At 71.0% G+C, this 17,199-nt stretch carries 14 protein-coding genes and 1 pseudogene; 8 read left to right on the top strand and 7 right to left on the bottom strand.

Translation table 11 applies throughout. The features are described 5' to 3' along the window. Positions 1-6 precede the first annotated feature (6 nt). A complete protein-coding gene (locus JF597_RS40785; RefSeq protein ID WP_294008615.1) occupies positions 7-159 on the bottom strand; it encodes a hypothetical protein in 153 nt (50 codons plus the stop codon). A gap of 148 nt (positions 160-307) precedes the next feature. Further along, complete coding sequence (locus JF597_RS40780) at positions 308-2,899, bottom strand: AAA family ATPase (RefSeq protein ID WP_294008613.1); 2,592 nt, start codon at positions 2,897-2,899, stop codon at positions 308-310. Positions 2,900-2,915: 16 nt separating this feature from the next. Here JF597_RS40780 and JF597_RS40775 point away from each other — a divergent pair, with 16 nt between their 5' ends. Next, complete coding sequence (locus JF597_RS40775) at positions 2,916-3,713, top strand: hypothetical protein (RefSeq protein WP_294008611.1); 798 nt, start codon at positions 2,916-2,918, stop codon at positions 3,711-3,713. A 64-nt stretch (positions 3,714-3,777) separates the two neighbouring features. Here the strand turns inward: JF597_RS40775 and JF597_RS40770 are convergent, their stop codons facing one another. Both JF597_RS40770 and JF597_RS40765 read right to left on the bottom strand, forming a co-directional pair. Continuing rightward, positions 3,778-4,197 carry a hypothetical protein gene (locus JF597_RS40770; protein ID WP_294008609.1) on the bottom strand — a complete coding sequence of 140 codons (420 nt, stop codon included), beginning with the start codon at positions 4,195-4,197 and terminating at the stop codon, positions 3,778-3,780. A gap of 149 nt (positions 4,198-4,346) precedes the next feature. Beyond that, positions 4,347-4,838 (bottom strand): MarR family transcriptional regulator, encoded by a 492-nt coding sequence (locus JF597_RS40765; RefSeq protein ID WP_294008607.1) that lies wholly within the window; start codon positions 4,836-4,838, stop codon positions 4,347-4,349. 139 nt (positions 4,839-4,977) lie between these two features. Here JF597_RS40765 and JF597_RS40760 point away from each other — a divergent pair, with 139 nt between their 5' ends. The 7 genes and pseudogenes from JF597_RS40760 (at position 4,978) to JF597_RS40730 (ending at position 13,663) form a co-directional block, all read left to right on the top strand. Beyond that, positions 4,978-5,346, top strand: coding sequence for an HGxxPAAW family protein (locus JF597_RS40760; protein WP_294008605.1), 369 nt, complete (start codon positions 4,978-4,980; stop codon positions 5,344-5,346). A gap of 72 nt (positions 5,347-5,418) precedes the next feature. After that, complete coding sequence (locus JF597_RS40755) at positions 5,419-6,288, top strand: DUF2797 domain-containing protein (protein ID WP_294008603.1); 870 nt, start codon at positions 5,419-5,421, stop codon at positions 6,286-6,288. A gap of 254 nt (positions 6,289-6,542) precedes the next feature. Then, positions 6,543-7,283 carry a response regulator transcription factor gene (locus JF597_RS40750; protein WP_294008601.1) on the top strand — a complete coding sequence of 247 codons (741 nt, stop codon included), beginning with the start codon at positions 6,543-6,545 and terminating at the stop codon, positions 7,281-7,283. Continuing rightward, a complete protein-coding gene (locus JF597_RS40745; protein WP_294008599.1) occupies positions 7,280-8,905 on the top strand; it encodes a HAMP domain-containing sensor histidine kinase in 1,626 nt (541 codons plus the stop codon). The genes JF597_RS40750 and JF597_RS40745 overlap by 4 nt, the downstream gene beginning before the upstream one ends. Positions 8,906-8,919: 14 nt before the next feature. Beyond that, on the top strand, positions 8,920-10,425 hold the full coding sequence (locus JF597_RS40740; RefSeq protein ID WP_294008597.1) for a bifunctional glycosyltransferase family 2/GtrA family protein: 1,506 nt from the start codon (positions 8,920-8,922) through the stop codon (positions 10,423-10,425). Continuing rightward, a complete protein-coding gene (locus JF597_RS40735; RefSeq protein WP_294008595.1) occupies positions 10,422-12,701 on the top strand; it encodes a glycosyltransferase family 39 protein in 2,280 nt (759 codons plus the stop codon). The genes JF597_RS40740 and JF597_RS40735 overlap by 4 nt, the downstream gene beginning before the upstream one ends. A 231-nt stretch (positions 12,702-12,932) precedes the next feature. Beyond that, a pseudogene (locus JF597_RS40730) lies at positions 12,933-13,663 on the top strand (TetR/AcrR family transcriptional regulator). 138 nt (positions 13,664-13,801) lie between these two features. Here the strand turns inward: JF597_RS40730 and JF597_RS40725 are convergent. The 3 genes from JF597_RS40725 to JF597_RS40715 all read right to left on the bottom strand — a co-directional run. Further along, complete coding sequence (locus JF597_RS40725) at positions 13,802-14,275, bottom strand: PPOX class F420-dependent oxidoreductase (protein ID WP_294008593.1); 474 nt, start codon at positions 14,273-14,275, stop codon at positions 13,802-13,804. A gap of 54 nt (positions 14,276-14,329) precedes the next feature. Then, positions 14,330-15,151, bottom strand: a complete 822-nt coding sequence (locus JF597_RS40720) for a YceI family protein (RefSeq protein ID WP_294008590.1) — start codon at positions 15,149-15,151, stop codon at positions 14,330-14,332. A gap of 128 nt (positions 15,152-15,279) precedes the next feature. Next, the coding region (locus JF597_RS40715; protein WP_294008589.1) for an MFS transporter at positions 15,280-17,199 on the bottom strand (1,920 nt) is incomplete at its 5' end.

Here is a 17,199-nt window from a genome sequence, read left to right as displayed (position 1 = left end):
CCGGGGTCAGGCCGCCGACGGGTGGATGTCGTCCAGGCTGTCGACGATCGTCACGGAGGGCGGGTGGGCCGGCGTGGGCACCTGGACGAGTATGGGGACGTAGACCACGTCGCCGTGTCTGTACTCGGCCTTCCACGAATCCCGGTAGCACACGATCACGTTCGGACTGCGGTGTGCCGCATAGCACCGTTCGGCCCGCGATTCCTGCGCCGGGAGGAGCGCTGTACAGCAGCAGACCGCGACCACAAGGCCGGCGTTCAAAAGGGTTGCTCTCCGCATTCTCGTCCACCCCTTTCGAGGAGACTTGTCAGCGTTTCGAATCGTGGAGTCTACGGGCGGCTTCCTGACGGGAGTGGACGCCGAGCTTGGCCAGGACCGCGCCCACGTGGTGCCCGGCGGTCTTGGGCGTGATGTAGAGACGGGCGGCGATCTCGGCGTCCGACAGGCCCTCGTGCAGCAGCTTGAGGACGTCCATCTCCCGGATGGTCAGCCCGTACGGATTGGCCCGGGTGGCCGCCCGCGGGCCTCGCCGGGCCGGGCGGACACCGCGGGCGCGCATCACGGCGCGGGTACGTGCCACGACCGGCCGGGCGTCGAGGGCCTCGAAGGCGGCCAGAGCCTGGCGCAGCGCCGGCGCGTCGCCGGACAGGCGGGCGAGCGCGGCCTGGTAGGGGCAGCCGAGCCTGTCCCACTGGGCGGCGGCGCCGGCCCAGTCGCCGGCCAGTTCCAGGGCGTAGGGTCCGGCCCCGGGCACCTGCGGGGGTGCTCCTCCGAGGCGGCCGAGCCAGCAGGCCAGGGGCCCGGACAGCCAGGGATGGCTGCGCTCCGCCAGGGCGTCCAGGCCGCGTTGTGCCTCGGTCCGCGCCAGCTCGTGGTCGCCGGCCAGCCAGGCCGTCTCGACCCGGGCCTCCCACCCCAGTCCCGTGTCCAGCAGGCAGCCCGAGTCGACCAGGCCCGCCGCCTGCTCCAGCAGCGGCCACGCCCGGGCCCTGCCCTGGCGGGCCCGCACCAGACCCAGGACGGTCAGGGCCAGGGCCTCGACGACCGGTGGCGAGCTGGGATGGGAGAGGACCTCCTGCGCGGCGTCGGCGGCCTGGGCCCACGAGCCCCGGCTCAGGAGCCCCCAGCTGCCCCAGGCCCTCGTGCACAGCAGGTAGGACAGCAGATCGTGATCGAGGCAGTAGGCCTCCGACCGGTCCACGGCCGCGGCCGTCCGGGCGGCATCGCGTTGCAGGGCCGCGAACCAGCACATGATGAGCGCCAGGAAGCCCGCGTCCTCCGGCAGGTCCTGCGCCATCGCGCTGGCCACCGCCTGTTCGCACTCCTCCCAGCCGGACCCCCCGCTCAGCATGGCTGCCGCCGCCGCATGGAAACGGGCCTGCACGACCACCCCCGCGTCGCCGAAGCGCTCGCCCAGAGCGATCGCCTGCTCGGCGTAGGAGGCGGTCACCCGCACTTCCTCGTGCTCGTAGCAGGCCAGCTGGCAGAGGTTCAGGTACGCCCGGGCCAACTCCCGGCTCGGCCCCAGCCCTTCGAGCACCCGCACCGCGTCGAGGCCGGTCCGTCCGGCCTCGACGGTCCGCCCGAACGGCCACAGCCAGCACGACAGCCAGCGCAGGTCCTCGCCCTCGCGCAGCCGGTCGCCCAGGGCGCGGCGCAGCTTCACCGCCTTGCGGCGGGAGGCGATCCCCTCGTCCAGCCAGCTGGACAGCAGACAGGCCTGTGAGTGGCCCTCCAGCAGGGAGGTCCTCCGGTCGAGCGGCAGAAGGTCGGCGTACCGCAGAGCGCGGGCGTACTGGGCGGCCGCCTCCCGGTGCGCGCCCAGCGCGGCGGCATGGGCGGCCGCGGCGGGCGCGTACTCCAGGACGGCGACGGGATCCCCGGCGCCCTCGGCGTGGTCGGCCAGGAGCGCCAGATCGTCGGCGACGACCGGCCGGGACCGCATCGCGGCCAGCACCTGCTGGTGCGTCCGCAGCCGGTAGGCGGCCGGGACGGATTCCAGCACCGTCAGCCGGGTCAGCTCATGGCGGAACTCGGCCACCTGCCCGTCGGTCCGCACGATTCCGCCGGCCACCGCCTCGTCGAGCGCCTCCTCCGGGGCCGGCACCATGCCGGCCAGCAGTGGAAGCGGGACCCGGCGCCCCAGGACCGCCAGCACGTCGACGACCTCGCGGGCCGCGGCCGACAGTCCGGCCAGGCGGCCCGCCGCGGCCTCGCGCACCGTGGCGGGGATGGCCTCCCCGGGGGCGGCCAGGATCTCGGTGACGATGAACGGGTTGCCGGCGGAGACGTGGTAGAGCTGTTCGGCGTCCACGGGGTGCCCGCCGGCCAGCCGGGCCACGGCCCGACGGCTCAGCGGGGCCAGGTCGTGGCGGTGTACCCACGGATACCCGGCCAGCGTGCCCAGGAGTGCGGTCACGTCGTGGGTACGGCCGATCTCGTCGTCGCGATAGGTGGCCACCACCAGCGCCGGAACGCTCGGCAGGCGCCGGGCCAGATATCGCAGCAGGTCCGTCGTGGCCTCGTCGGCCCAGTGGACGTCCTCCACCACCAGCAGGCTGGGGCAGGAGCTCAGATCGGCGAGCAGACAGTCGAAGACCTCCCCGGACCGGCAGGTCCCCGCCAGCGCCCCGGTCAGCGCGGTCCGCACCGTCTGGCCCAGGCGCGGAGCCAGGTCTGTCAGAGGGCCCAGGGGGCGGGGCGTGGCCAGCGGGTCACAGGCGCCCACCAGGATCCGGATCCGGGGATCGGCCAGTTGGGCCAGGCGGTTGACGACGCTGGTCTTGCCGATGCCGGCCTCGCCGCGCACAAGGGCCAGTCGTCCAGGGCCGGTCACCGCTTCCTGCAGGTGACCGGTGAGGTCCTGGAGTACGGCCTCTCGCTCTAGCAGGTCCATCATCAGCCATTTTCCCTCCGTGGCCGGAGCCGCGCAAAAGATCCAGACCGATCGGGAAGGGTGGGCAGGTGGGGTGCTGTGGGCAATTCCGCACTGGGATGTGGGGTGCGGCGGCTGGAACTTGGGGTGTCCACCCGATGTGCCCCGAGTACGGCAGGGGCATGCTGGCGAAAGAGTCCCGCTACCGGATTTCCCGGTTTATGCGGCTCAAACCAGCGTCTCCGGGGCCGAATTGGCGTGCTCAATTGAGTCGGCAGGTCTAACGGACAGGAAAATCGGCCCGATCCGTACACATCGAAAAGGGATCATCATGCTCAAGAAGATCGCAAAGCGTACAGCGGTGCTGACCGCGTCGGCTGCTCTGGCCGCAGGAGGCGCCCTCGCCCCCTCCGCCGCCTTCGCGGCCCCGACGCCGACAGTCGCGCACGTGATGGCGCCCAGTGACAACGGAGGCGCGAACAACAACAACAACAATAACAACAACGGCGGAGGCGGAAACAACAACAACAATAACAACAACAACAGTCACCACAAGGGTGGGCGCCACAACAACAATAACAACAACAACAACAACAACAACGGCAGGGGTGCGAACAACAACAACAATAACAACAACAACGGCGGAGGTGCGAACAACAACAACAATAACAACAACAACGGCGGAGGTGCGAACAACAACAATAACAATAACAACAACGGCGGAGGCGGAAACAACAACAATAACAACAATAATAACGGTGGGGGTGGGAACAACAACAACAATAACAACAATAACGGCGGAGGTGGGAACAATAACAACAATAACAACAACGGCTGAACTTTGCAGCTCGGCGGCCGGTGAAGGGTCACTCGGTCGCCGGGCTGTTCTGTGAGGCGGTGCCTCAGTTCTGGTGGCAGTTGATGTTCTGGTTTCCGGTCAGCGTATTGCTCGACCCGACCTGCCCCTTCGGGTAGCAGACCTGGAAGTTGACGAGCGACTTGCCCAGGAGTGGAAGGAGGCCAGTCGTGTTGCCCTGCGTCTGGCTGTCGCCGTTGTTGTTGTTATTGTTGTTGTTCGTGCCACCCCCATTGTTGTTATTATTATTGTTCGGACCGCCCCCGTTGTTGTTGTTATTGTTGTTGTTATTGGTGGTCTGGGCTCCGGTCGAGGTACCGTCCTGTCCGGCCAGCCCCAGGAGCGGAATGTCGCTCAGGAGGGACAGGAGACCCCCGCCGCTCTGGGCCTGGGCGCCGCCGGCGCCGAAGACAACCGCCGCCGTCACGGCGGCGCTGATCGTGGCGAAACGCTTGGCGAGCTTCAATCGACCGACCTTTCGTCGTCCTGATGCCGAATCTCGGGCTTTAACGGACAGGATGACGAACGGTAGGTGTCGGACGATTACTAGGCACGCTGCGGCGTCCCCCTTTTCCCCCGTACAGCCCCAGAATTCCTGCCGGAGTCCGGCTGCAATCAGCAGGGCTCCGCGGAGTCGTTCCCGTTGAGCTTCTCCAGGTATTCGTGGGCGAGGGTGGTCGCGCGGGTGAACCAGTCGGTGAGGATGGCGAGTTCGTCGGCGGTGTAGTCGGCGAACAGTTCGGTGAGGCGGGCGTAGTGGCCGGCGTAGACCGCCTCGACGCGGGTGACGGCTTCCGGTACCGCGGCGACGCGGACCCGGCGGCGGTCGTCGGGGTCGGGGCGGCGGGTGACGTACCCCGCGCGTTCGAGGCGGTTGAGGATGCCCGTCACCGCACCGGTCGTCACGTGGGCGCGGGCGGCCAGGTCGCCCGCGGTCAGCAGGTCGGCCCCTGCCTCCAGGACGAAAGCGAAGCAGGTGAGGTCCGTGACGTTCACCCCGAGCCGCCGGGCCAGCTCCTGCTGGCCGATCACATGGGCCGCGATGAGGTGGTCCATGGCGGACAACGCCAGGACCGGGTCCGCGGGCGGTCGCGGCTTGCCGTGCATGGTTGGTCCGTTTCCCGGAGATCCGAAGATTCCCTTAGCGCGTGAGAGGTATGGGGGGTAAATTTCTCACTCCGTGAGGGAGTCTAGTCCCTTACGTCGGACTGGGTGTTTCCGCTGCCTACGAAGGGGAGACGGGTACGTGAGTCAGCACGACGAAGGCCACACGGTGGCAGGGTGGACCGGTACCGCGATCGCGACGGTCGGAAGCGGTCTGCTGGGGCTGGGCGTGTGTACGGTTTCGGCCGCCGCCCTGATCGCGGGGCTCGCGGTGTGTGCCGTGAGCGTTCTGGTGACCTGGTATCTGCATCTCGCGGGGTGGGGCAAGCCGCCGGGACCGCGGCGCCGGGCGCAGTGGCCCCTCAGGGCGCGGGACACCGGCGCCCGCGACGGCCACCCCGGATGCGTGTCGTGCCGGCTGGCGGGCCGGGGACGGCGTACCGCATCCGAGCTGCGGCCGGTGTCCGCCGTCGGTGAGGCGGAGCCGGCGGCCGCGGAGACCGGCGGCTGACCGGGAGGGACCGAGGGCCACGGCTCGGCCGCCCCGGGCCGTTGTCAGTGCCGCCCTCTACCCTCGCGAGTGATGGCACAGGTGTGGAAATGCTCGGGGCTGCGGTGGTCCGAAGACGGACCCGTGCTGCGGTGGAGCGGCGGGCGGCACAGTCCGCTCGCCCGGGGCAAGCGGGTGGCCTTCCGGGTCGCCGAAGGGGGAGTGCGCGAGTGCGTGGGCGCGCGCGGGCATGCCTGTCCGACCCGGACACCCGTGTCCGGCAGGAGTACCGGTGCCCGGTGCGAGGAGTGCGCGCGGCTGGACCGGGCGCACTCCGTGGCCGCCGACACCGTCGCCGACGATCCCCGGCCGTACCACGTGTATCTGGCGTGGTTCGGGCCCGGCATGGTCAAGGTGGGGATCACGGCGGTCGAGAGGGGTTCGGCTCGGCTGCTGGAGCAGGGGGCCGTGTGCTTCAGCTGGCTGGGTGCCGGACCCCTGATGGCCGCCCGGCGGGCCGAGGAGCTGTTGCGGGCCGCGCTCCGGGTGCCGGACCGGATCCCGTACGGCGACAAACGCGTCGTACGCGCCCTGCTGCCGGCCGCCCGGGCCGAGCGGGCGGCCGAGGTCGAGGCACTGCACGCGCTTGCCGTCGCGCTCGGCGGCTGGCCCGAGTCGCTCGTCCCCGAGCCGTGCCAAGTCGTCGACCACCTGCGGGCGTTCGCACTCGACGGGGTGGCCGCCGCCGGCGAGGTGGCCGAGCTGGTGCCGGGCGGCGTGGTGAGCGGTGAGCTGGTCGCGGCGGCCGGGCCGGATCTGCATCTCGCCACCCGGCGCGGTGTCGTCGTCCTCGACACGCGCCTGTTGCCCGGGTGGGAACTGACCGCCGCCCGGGTCGGGGAGGAAGGGCAAGTCACGGTGCCCGTAAGGGAGTTCGCGGCACCCCAGGACGGGCTCTTCTGACTCCGGGGAGCCTCACCGCGCGGGACCCGCTCCGGGGCGATACGCTCACATCAGCGGTTCATCGGCACTTCATGAACGGTGCGGGGAGTGCCGCGGAGGGACATGTTCCGCACAGCCCGGCGCGAGCGCGGTCACGAGTCCATGCACACGCGAGGGGATTCCCAGGCGTTCCCTGAGAGGCGCCTGTGTGTTTCTCAGGGAAAACACAGATTACTGAAAGCGTGTTCTCAGAGGGTCCCGACATGGTGTCCACCATGACCACGACCTCGCCCCAGGGGCGCACCGAACTGCTGAGGCCGGACGGGAGCCCCGTCCGAGTGCTTGTGGTGGACGACGAGCTGTCGATCACCGAACTCCTTTCCATGGCCCTCCGTTACGAGGGCTGGCAGATCAGGAGTGCGGGCGACGGCCAGGGTGCCATACAGACCGCCCGGGAGTTCCGCCCCGACGCCGTCGTCCTCGACATGATGCTGCCCGACATGGACGGCCTCACCGTGCTGGGGCGCCTGCGGCGCGAACTGCCGGACGTGCCGGTGCTGTTCCTGACCGCGAAGGACGCGGTCGAGGACCGGATCGCGGGTCTCACGGCCGGCGGCGACGACTACGTCACCAAACCCTTCAGCCTCGAAGAGGTCGTGGCCCGGCTGCGCGGACTCATCCGCCGCTCCGGTGCGGCCGACCGGCGGTCCGACTCCGTGCTCGTCGTCGGCGATCTCACCCTTGACGAGGACAGCCACGAGGTCTCGCGGGCCGGGGCGTCGATCCACCTCACCGCAACCGAGTTCGAGCTGCTGCGCTTCCTGATGCGCAACCCGCGGCGGGTGCTCAGCAAGGCCCAGATCCTGGACCGCGTGTGGTCGTACGACTTCGGCGGCCAGGCCAACGTGGTCGAGCTCTACATCTCTTACCTGCGGCGGAAGATCGACGCCGGCCGGGAGCCGATGATCCACACTCGGCGTGGCGCCGGATACCTGATCAAGCCAGCCGCCTCATGAGCGGGCGACGACGGCCGCGTACGCAGAAGCGACGAGCGGGAAAACCGCGCACCCTGCGGACCCGGCTCGTCGTCGTGTCCGTGACCCTGATCGCCGTGGTCTGCGCGGTGATCGGGACGGTCACCACCCTCGTGCTGCGGGACCACCTGTACGGGCAGTTGGAAGGCAAGCTGGGCGAGGTCGCGGCGCGTGTGGCGCCCCGCGACTTCGGCGGCCCGCCCGGCAGCCGGCTCAAGACCAACAGCGCTGGGCCCAGTCAGGACCAGAACGCCGACGGCACGACCTACCTCTCCGACTTCGTGAAGGGCCCGCAGCCGGACGGCACCGTCGCGGCCAAGGTCGTGGACGGGGCCATCACCGACTCGGAGCGGGGCGTGAAGTCCAGCGACGACTTCTCGATGAGTGCCAAGCCGCTCACGGATGCCCAGCTCAAGGTGCTCAACTCCGTCTCCCAGGACCAGGGCGTCCACAGCGTGGAGATGCCCGGCCTCGGCACGTACCTCGTCAAGTACGCGAGCAACGGCACCAGCGGCTACTACGTCGGCATCCCGACCGCCGACGTCGACAGCACCATCAACACCCTGATCATCGTCGAGATCAGCCTCACCGTCTCCGGTCTCATCGCCGCCGCCCTGGCCGGCACCGTGATGGTCAACGTCGCCACCCGCCCCCTCCGCCGGGTCGCAGCCACCGCCACCCGCGTCTCCGAACTCCCGCTGCACTCCGGCGAGGTGAACCTCAGCGAGCGGGTGCCGGACACCGAGTGCGACCCGCACACCGAGGTCGGCCAGGTCGGCTCCGCGCTCAACCGGATGCTCAACCACGTGCACGGCGCCCTGCACGCCCGCCAGCAGAGCGAGATGCGGGTACGGCAGTTCGTCGCCGACGCCAGTCACGAGCTCAGGACCCCGCTCGCCTCCATCCGCGGCTACGCCGAGCTGACCCGGCGGGGCAGGGAGCAGGTCGGGCCCGACACCCGGCACGCCCTCGGCCGTATCGAGTCCGAGGCCGGGCGGATGACCGTCCTCGTGGAGGACCTGCTGCTGCTCGCCCGGCTCGACGCGGGGCGGCCGCTGCAGTTCGAGCACACCGACCTCATCCCGCTCGTCGTCGACACGATCAGCGACACCCGCGCCGCCGGCATGGACCACAACTGGCGCCTCGACCTGCCCGACGAGCCGGCGCTGGTCGCCGCCGACGCGGCCCGGATCCAGCAGGTGCTGATCAATCTGCTCGGCAACGCGCGCAAGCACACCCCGCCGGGTACCACGGTCACCGCCCGGATCCAGCGTCGCGGGCCGTGGATGTGCGTGGACGTCGAGGACAACGGGCAGGGCATCCCGCCGGACCTGCTGCCGCACGTCTTCGAACGGTTCGCGCGCGGCGACTCCGCGCGGTCGCGGGCCACGGGCTCCACCGGCCTCGGGCTCGCCATCGTGCAGGCCGTGGCGACCGCACACGGCGGCGCCGTCACCGTGGACAGCGTTCCCGGCCGTACGGTGTTCACCCTCTATCTGCCCGCGCTGGCCCCGGCTGCTCCCCAGCCGTCCCCCGAAACCAACTGGCAATCGCACTCACAGGCACAGCACAGTGCCACCACATGGGTGGAACAGGGCGCTTGACGAGAGTCGGTGCCATGCGAACCGACTCTTCTCCCGGCACCCTGCCGGCGCGGGAGCACCTCCCGGCCGGTAACGCCGGTACGCCTGTCCTGGACGTAGTGATCCCCGTCTACAACGAGGAGAAGGACCTCGGCCCATGCGTCCTCAGACTGCATGACCACCTCAAGCGAACGTTTCCGTACGCGTACCGCATCACCATCGCGGACAACGCGTCCACGGACACCACGCCCCAGGTGGCGAAGCAGCTGGAGGCGGAGATCGCCGAGGTGAAGTCGTTCCGGCTGGAGCAGAAGGGCCGCGGCCGTGCGCTGCGGACCGTCTGGTCGGCCTCGGACGCGCCGATCCTCGCGTACATGGACGTCGACCTGTCGACCGACCTGAACGCGCTGCTGCCGCTGGTGGCGCCGCTCATCTCCGGCCACTCGGACCTGGCGATCGGGTCCCGGCTGGCCCGCTCGTCGCGCGTGGTGCGCGGCGCCAAGCGGGAGTTCATCAGCCGCACCTACAACCTGATCCTGCGCGGTTCGCTGCAGGCCCGCTTCTCGGACGCGCAGTGCGGTTTCAAGGCGATCCGGCGCGACGTCGCGCAGGTGCTGCTGCCGCTCATCGAGGACACCGGCTGGTTCTTCGACACCGAGATGCTGGTGCTCGCCGAGCGCGCGGGGCTGCGGATCCACGAGGTGCCCGTCGACTGGGTCGACGACCCCGACTCGACCGTGCACATCGTGAAGACGGCGACCGACGACCTCAAGGGCGTGTGGCGGGTGGGCAAGGCGCTGGCGACCGGCGGGCTGCCGCTGGACCGGCTCACCCGGCCGTTCGGCGACGACCCGCGCGACCGCGACGTCCAGGACGTGCCGAAGGGCCTGGCCCGGCAGCTCGTCGGGTTCTGCGTGGTCGGCGGCCTGTCGACCCTCTTCTACCTCGTCCTCTACAGCCTCTTCCGGGAGTTCTCCGGCTCGCAGATCGCCAACGCCCTCGCGCTGCTGGTGTCGGCGGTGGCGAACACGGCCGCCAACCGGCGTCTGACGTTCGGGGTGCGCGGCCGGGGCGGGGCGGTCCGGCACCAGGCGCAGGGCCTGGTCGTCTTCGGTATCGGCCTCGCGCTCACCAGTGGCTCCCTCGCCGCACTGAACGCGGCGAGCAGCGACCCCTCGCACTCCACCGAGCTGGCGGTGCTGATCGCCGCCAACCTCGCGGCGACCGTGCTGCGCTTCCTCCTCTTCCGCGCCTGGGTCTTCCCGGACCGCGACGGCACCGGCCCGCAGGAGCCGACGGTGGTGGTCCGGCACAACCCGTCGTCCCCGACGTACCCGACCGGCGGACACCAGCCGTACCGGCAGCCGTACCAGCCGCAGGGCCCGCTCCCGCAGCGTCCCGCGCACCCGACGTACGCCCCGAACGGCACCACGACCACCCAGTTCCGCGCCGGTGAAGCCGCGGACGGCACCTGGAGGGACGCCACCATGCAGTTGCAGCCGGTGCGCCCCCACGACACCGAGCCGGGGGACCCCCGATGAGCACCGACACCGACCACCCGACCCAGTGGGGCCCGCCCCCGACCGCGCCCCCCACGGCTCCCCCGCCGCCGCAGCACGCGCCGGACGTCCAGGCCGTCGGGCCGGCTCCGGCACCGGGGGCGGGTGAGCCGAAGCAGCCCTTCGTACGGAGACTGTGGCGCGGCCGCCCCGAGGACCCCCGCTGGGTGCGCCCGGCCTTCCTCGGCCTGCTGGTCGCCACCGCGGTGCTGTACTTCTACAACCTGAGCGTCAACGGCTACTCCAACTCCTTCTACTCGGCCGCCGTCCAGGCCGGCACCAAGAGCTGGAAGGCGATGTTCTTCGGCTCGCTGGACGCGGGCAACGCGATCACCGTCGACAAGCCCTCGGCGTTCATGTGGCCGATGGAGATCGCGGCCCGGATCTTCGGCCTGAACTCCTGGACGGTCCTCGGCCCCGAGGTCCTCATGGGCGTCGGCACGGTCGCGGTCGTCTACGCCTCCGTGCGCCGCCGGTTCAGCCCCGCGGCCGGCCTGATCGCGGGCGCCGTGCTCGCGCTCACCCCCGTCGCGGCGCTGATGTTCCGGTTCAACAACCCGGACGCCATGCTGGCCCTGCTGATGGCGCTGGCCTGCTACTTCGTGGTCCGGGCCGTTGAGGACGGGCGTACCAGGTGGCTGGTGTGGGCGGGCGTGGCGATCGGCTTCGCCTTCCTCGCCAAGACGCTCCAGGCGTTCCTGATCCTGCCGGCGCTGGCGTTCGTGTACGCGGCCGTCGGCCCGCACACCTGGAGGAAGCGGCTCGGGCAGCTGGCCCTGGCGACCGGCGCGCTGGTCGTCTCCGGCGGCTGGTGGGTGGCGATCGTCGAGCTGTGGCCGGCGTCCTCCCGCCCCTACATCGGCGGCTCCCAGGACAACAGCTTCCTGTCGCTGACCTTCGGCTACAACGGCCTCGGCCGCATCAGCGGCGACGAGACCGGCAGCGTCGGCGGCGGTGGCGGCGGCACCGGCTCGGGCCAGTGGGGCGAGACCGGCTGGGACCGGATGTTCAACTCCGAGATCGGCAGCCAGATCTCCTGGCTGATCCCGGCCGCGCTGATCCTCCTGGCCGCCGGTCTGGTGGCGACCCTCAAGCTGAGGCGGACCTCGGTGACCCGGGCCTCGTTCCTGGTCTGGGGCGGCTCGCTGCTGATGACCATGGTCGTGTTCAGCTACATGGCCGGCATCTTCCACCAGTACTACACGGTCGCCCTCGCCCCCTACATCGCCGCGGTGGTCGGCATGGGCGCGGGGCTGCTGTGGGAGAAGCGCGCCGAGCTGTGGGCGTCGATCACCCTCGCCGCCGCCGTGGTCTCGGCCGCGGTCTGGGGCTACGTCCTCCTCAACCGCACCTCCACCTACTTGCCCTGGCTGAAGTACCTGGTCCTGATCGGCGGTCTGGCCGCCGCGCTGGGCCTGGTCTTCGCGGGCCGGATCTCGCGGCAGCTCGCCCTCGGCGCGGCCGCGGTCGGCCTGCTGGCCGCGCTGGCGGGCCCGACGGCGTACACCCTGAGCACGGTGAACTCCGCGCACACCGGCTCCATCCCGACGGCCGGCCCGGCGGGCGCCGGCATGATGGGGTTCGGCGGCGGTGGCGGTCCCGGCGGCGGCCGGGGCGGCTTCGGCGGCACGGGCGGTGGCGGTTTCGGCCAGAACCAGCAGGGCGGCAACGGCACCACGCAGGGCCAGGGCCAGAACGGCACCGGGGGTTTCCCGGGCGGCACCGGCGGCACCGGCGGCGGTATGGGCGGTGGCGGCGGCTTCGGCCAGAACCAGCAGGGCGGCAACGGCAGCACACAGGGCCAGAACGGCACCGGGGGTTTCCCGGGCGGCCGGACGGCCGAGGGCGGCATGGGCGGCGGTATGGGCGGTGGCGTCGGCGGTCTGCTGAACGGCGCGACCGTCTCCTCCGCGGCCAAGGCGCTGCTGCAGAAGAACTCCTCCCGGTACACCTGGGTCGCGGCGGCCGTCGGCGCCCAGAACGCGGCGAGTTACCAGCTCTCCACCGGCGACGCGGTGATGGCGATCGGCGGCTTCAACGGCACCGACCCGTCCCCGACGCTCGCCCAGTTCAAGAAGTACGTGGCCGAAGGAAAGATCCACTACTTCATCTCCTCCGGCACCGGCGGCGGCATGATGGGCGGCAGCAGCAGCGGCACGTCCTCGCAGATCTCCTCCTGGGTCGAGAAGAACTTCAAGAAGGTGACGGTGGGTTCGTCCACCTTCTACGACCTCACACAGAAGGCGAGCACCGGCTGACGGACTCCTGAACAGCGGCGCAAGGGCGGCGACCTCCGCGGTCACCGCCCTTTGCCGTACCCCCGCAGACGGCGCGATCGTCCCCGGCCCGAATGCCCCCCGAAGGGGAGGGGGTACATCTCCATCGGCGAGTACGGGCTCGTCGTGGCTGGTCGCTCCACCTCCCGCGACCTCGAAGGGGCGCCGGAGTTCTAGCATTTCGAGAAGTGATCGTGGAGGAGGAGGTCGCTCATGGCGCGCACCAGTGTGTGGCTCGAGGAGAAGGACCGCCGCGGCGGCCGTGGCGGGCAGCCGTCCGGGCTCGACCGGGCCAGGATCACCTCCGTCACCGTCCGGCTCCTCGACGCCGACGGGCTCGACAGGTTCTCCATGCGGCGGCTGGCAGCCGAGCTCAACGTGACCGCCATGTCCGTGTACTGGTACGTCGACACCAAGGACGACCTGCTCGAACTCGCCCTGGACGCGGCCTTCGGCGAGCTGACCCTGCCCGATGCCGCCGCCGGCGACTGGCGGGAGCAACTGCGGGCGCTGGCCACGGAGTACCGCGCCCTGCTGGCCCGCCACCCCTGGCTCTCCCCGCTGGCCGGCCGCTACCTCAACATCGGCCCCCACTGGCTCGCCTTCTCCCGGGTGGTCCAGCAGGTGGTCCGCCGCGCCGGCCTGCCCGCCCACGGCGTGGCGCGATCTCGGCCGTCTTCCAGTTCGTCTACGGCTACGGCACGATCGAGGGCCGCTTCGCCGAGCGCGTGGCGGCGGCCGGCATGACCGAGGACGAGTACTTCCACACCGCGATGCACGCGGCGACCGAGGCCCCGGCGGCAGCACGGATGATCGAGGAGTCCAGGGACCTCATGGCCGCGAGGGGCGGCGACACGGTCGCCGAGATGCTGGACCGGGACTTCACGTTCGCGCTGGATCTGCTGATCGCCGGCATCGAGGCGATGGTGGCGAAGGGCGCCTGAGCAGGTCCGTCGATCCGGGCCGAAGAACTGGAGCCCGGACCCGCGCCGCCCGCAGTCACCTCGTCTGCCCCGTGCCCGCCGCACTCCCGGGCGCGGCCCCTTCGCCGCCCACCACGACGCGGGCGCCCGGCGGCCCCGCTACGCGTCCGGCGAGGCCAACCGCGCCGGGAAGCCACCGGTGGCCACCGGCCCCCACTTCTCCGGCGTCACCCGGATGATCGACTTCCCCTGCTTCACCATCGCCGCCCGGTACTCGTCCCAGTCGGGATGCTCTCCGGCGATGTTCCGGTAGTACTCCACCAGGGGCTCCACCGAGTCGGGGGAGTCGATCACCTCGGCGCGTCCGTCCACCTGCACCCAGGGCCCGTCCCAGTCGTCGCTCAGGACGAGCAGGCTCACCCGCTCGTCCCGCTTGGCGTTCCGCGTCTTGGCCCGTTCGGGGTACGTGGAGACGACGATGCGCCCGGAGTCGTCGACCCCGCAGGTCAGCGGCGAGCCCTGCGGGCTGCCGTCGGCGCGCCGGGTGAGCAGGATCGCGCGGTGGCGGGGCCGTACGAAGTCCAGCAGTTCGTCGAGGGAGACGGTGGTGTTCGTCGCGATGTTCGGTGCCATGGCGCCAGCCTAGGGGCGCGGGGGCCGTTCAGCCTGTCCCTGTGGGGCTCAGGTTCACGCCTGGGGCAGCGACTCGCCCTGGACCGCCTGGATGTCCAGCTCGATCTTGAGGGTGGTACCGATGGCGGCGATGCCCGCCTGGACGACCTGGTTGTAGTTCATGGCGAAGTCCTCGCGGTGCAGCTCCGTCGTCGCGCGGAACGCGGCGCGGGTGCCGCCCCACGGGTCCGCGCCGGTGCCGAGGTAGGAGAGGGCGAGGTCGACCGGTCGTACGACACCGCGCAGGGAGAGCTCGCCGTGCACCGTCCAGCGGTCGGAACCGGCCGCGGTCAGGCCCGTCGAGGTGTAGGTGATCTCGGGGTGGCGCTCGACGTCGAGGAAGTCGGCCGAGCGCAGGTGGGTGTCGCGCATGCCGTTGCCGGTGTCGATGGAGGCGGCGCGGATGACCGCCTGGACACGGGACTTGGCGACGTCGTCGGGGGCGATCTCGATCGCCGCGCTGAAGTCCGTGAAGCGGCCGCGGACGCTGGAGATGCCCAGGTGCTGGGCGACCGCGCCCACGGTGGAGTGCGCCGGGTCGACCGTCCACGGGCCCGGTGGGGGCAGCTCGGTGCCGCCCTGCCGCGCCAGCGTCACCGTGCCGATCTCGGCGCGGCCGCTCGCGGTGACGATGGCGCTGGAGGCGGCGGGCGCGTAGCCCAGCGCCGTGACGATGACGGTGTACGCCCCCGGCGCGAGCGGGTTCGGGTCGCGCACCGTGCCCTCGTCGTCGGCCTCGGCGCGCAGCACCTGGCTGCCGGTCATGTCGGTCACCGTGACGACCGCGTGCGACACGGCCCATCCGTCCCGGGTACGGATCCTCGCGGTCAGTCCCATCCCGTTTCTCCCTGCGAACACTCGAACTGTCGTCTGGTCAGACAGTCAAACGATTACAAATTGGCCTTATGGGACCGGCCCGCGGCGGGCGCCTCCTTGTGGGCGCGCCCGCCACGGGCCGGAGCGAACTACTCGCCCGGGTGGGAGAGCTCGATGTCGTGGCCGTCGACTCCGGCACCGCTGACGGTCAGCGCGGTGGCGACCGGCGGGTAGCCCGTCGCGATCACGGTGTAGTCGCCGCCGTCCAGGTCGGCGAAGGCGTACGCGCCGTCCGGACCGGTGGTGGACGTGCCGACCACGTTGCCGGCCGCGTCCACGAGGGTCACGCGGGCGTCGGCCAGCGGGCCGTGCGGGGCCCGTACGACACCCTGGAGCTGGGCACCGGCGTCCAGGTCGACCTCGATCCGGGTGACCCCGGTGCTGCCGATCTCGACCGGCACGGCGCGGGGCCGGTACCCTGCCGCGTTCACCGCGACCGTGACGACACCCGGCACCAGCTCGCCGAAGCGGAAGTCGCCCTGCTCACCGGTGGCCGCGGTGGCCAGCAGGTCGCCGCGCACGTCGGTCACGATGACCATCGCGTCCTTGACCGGGAGCGCGCTCCCGGCGCCGCGGACGACACCGCTCAGGCCGCTGGTGCCGCTCAGCAGGATGTCGTAGGGGACCGGCTCCTCGCCCACCACGACCGTGGCGGCCTGCGGCTGGTAGCCGTCGGCGGAGGCGATCAGCACGTACGAGCCCGCACCGGGCGCGTCCAGCCGGTAGGAACCGTCGAAGCCCGCGACCGAGCGGCCCAGCTGGCGGCCGGACAGCGAGATCAGGGTGACCGCGGCCTGCGCGACCGGTGCGCTCTCGGCGCCGCGCACGAAGCCGTGCACCGGGGTACCGCCGACGCCCGCCGACTGCTCGGGACCCGCGATGGTGGCCACGGCGGCGAACTGCCGGGTGGCCTCCGGCGCGGCCGCGGCCTCCGAGGTGCTGCTCACGACCGGGGCGGCCCAGCTGGGGACCTGCTGCTCCTCGACCGGAGCGGCGACGGGAGCCGCGACGGCGGCCGGCACGGTCTGGGGGCTGCCCGCGTTCTCCGCCTCGGCGGCCTGGGCGAGCCCGCCCTTGGTCTTCAGCGGGACCTCCTTGATGAACAGGCTGACCAGGAACGCGAGGGCGGCGAGAGCGCCGGCGATCAGGAAGACGTCGGCGATGGCGTGCCCGTAGGCGCTCTCCATGAGGGTGCGCAGCGGCGCGGGCAGCTTGCCCAGGTCCGGCAGGCTGTCACTGGAGGAGCTGGAACCGGCCAGGGCGGCCTGGTACTTGGGGGAGAGGGCGGCGGCGCCCTCCGTCACGTAGTGCGTGATCCGGTGGGCCATCACCGCGCCCAGCGCGGAGACGCCGACCGCACCGCCCAGGGACCGGAAGAAGGTGACCGTGGAGCTGGCCGAGCCGAGGTCGCTCGGGGCGACCTGGTTCTGGGTGCAGAGCACGAGGTTCTGCATCATCATGCCGATGCCGAGGCCCAGCAGCGCCATGAAGATCGACATCTTCCAGTACGCCGTGTCGTAGCGGATGGTCCCGAGCAGGCCGAGGCCCGCCGTCACCAGGACGCCACCGCTGACCAGCCACGCCTTCCAGCGGCCGGTGCGGGTGATGAACTGGCCGGAGACGGTGGAGGAGATGAACAGACCGCCGATCATCGGGATCGTCATCACACCGGACATCGTCGGGGACTTGTCGCGGGCCAGCTGGAAGTACTGGCTGAAGAACACCGTGCCGGTGAACATCGCGACACCGACGAACAGGGAGGCCAGCGAGGCCAGGGTGATGGTGCGGTTCTTGAACAGCCGCAGCGGGATGATCGGCTCCTTGGCCTTCGACTCGACGAGCACGAAGATCAGGCCGAGGACGATCGAACCGCCGATCATCGCGTACGTCTGCCAGGAGATCCAGTCGTACTTGTCACCGGCGAAGGTGACCCAGACCAGCAGCAGGGAGACGGCGGCGGCGACGAAGAACGCGCCGGCCCAGTCGACCTTGACGTCCCGCTTCACGAC

The organism is Streptomyces sp. (genome assembly GCF_019510245.1).
Classification (GTDB): Bacteria; Actinomycetota; Actinomycetes; order Streptomycetales; family Streptomycetaceae; genus Streptomyces.
The sequence above is the reverse complement of the archived record's forward strand: the minus strand, read 5'-3'. Positions and strand labels throughout refer to the sequence as shown.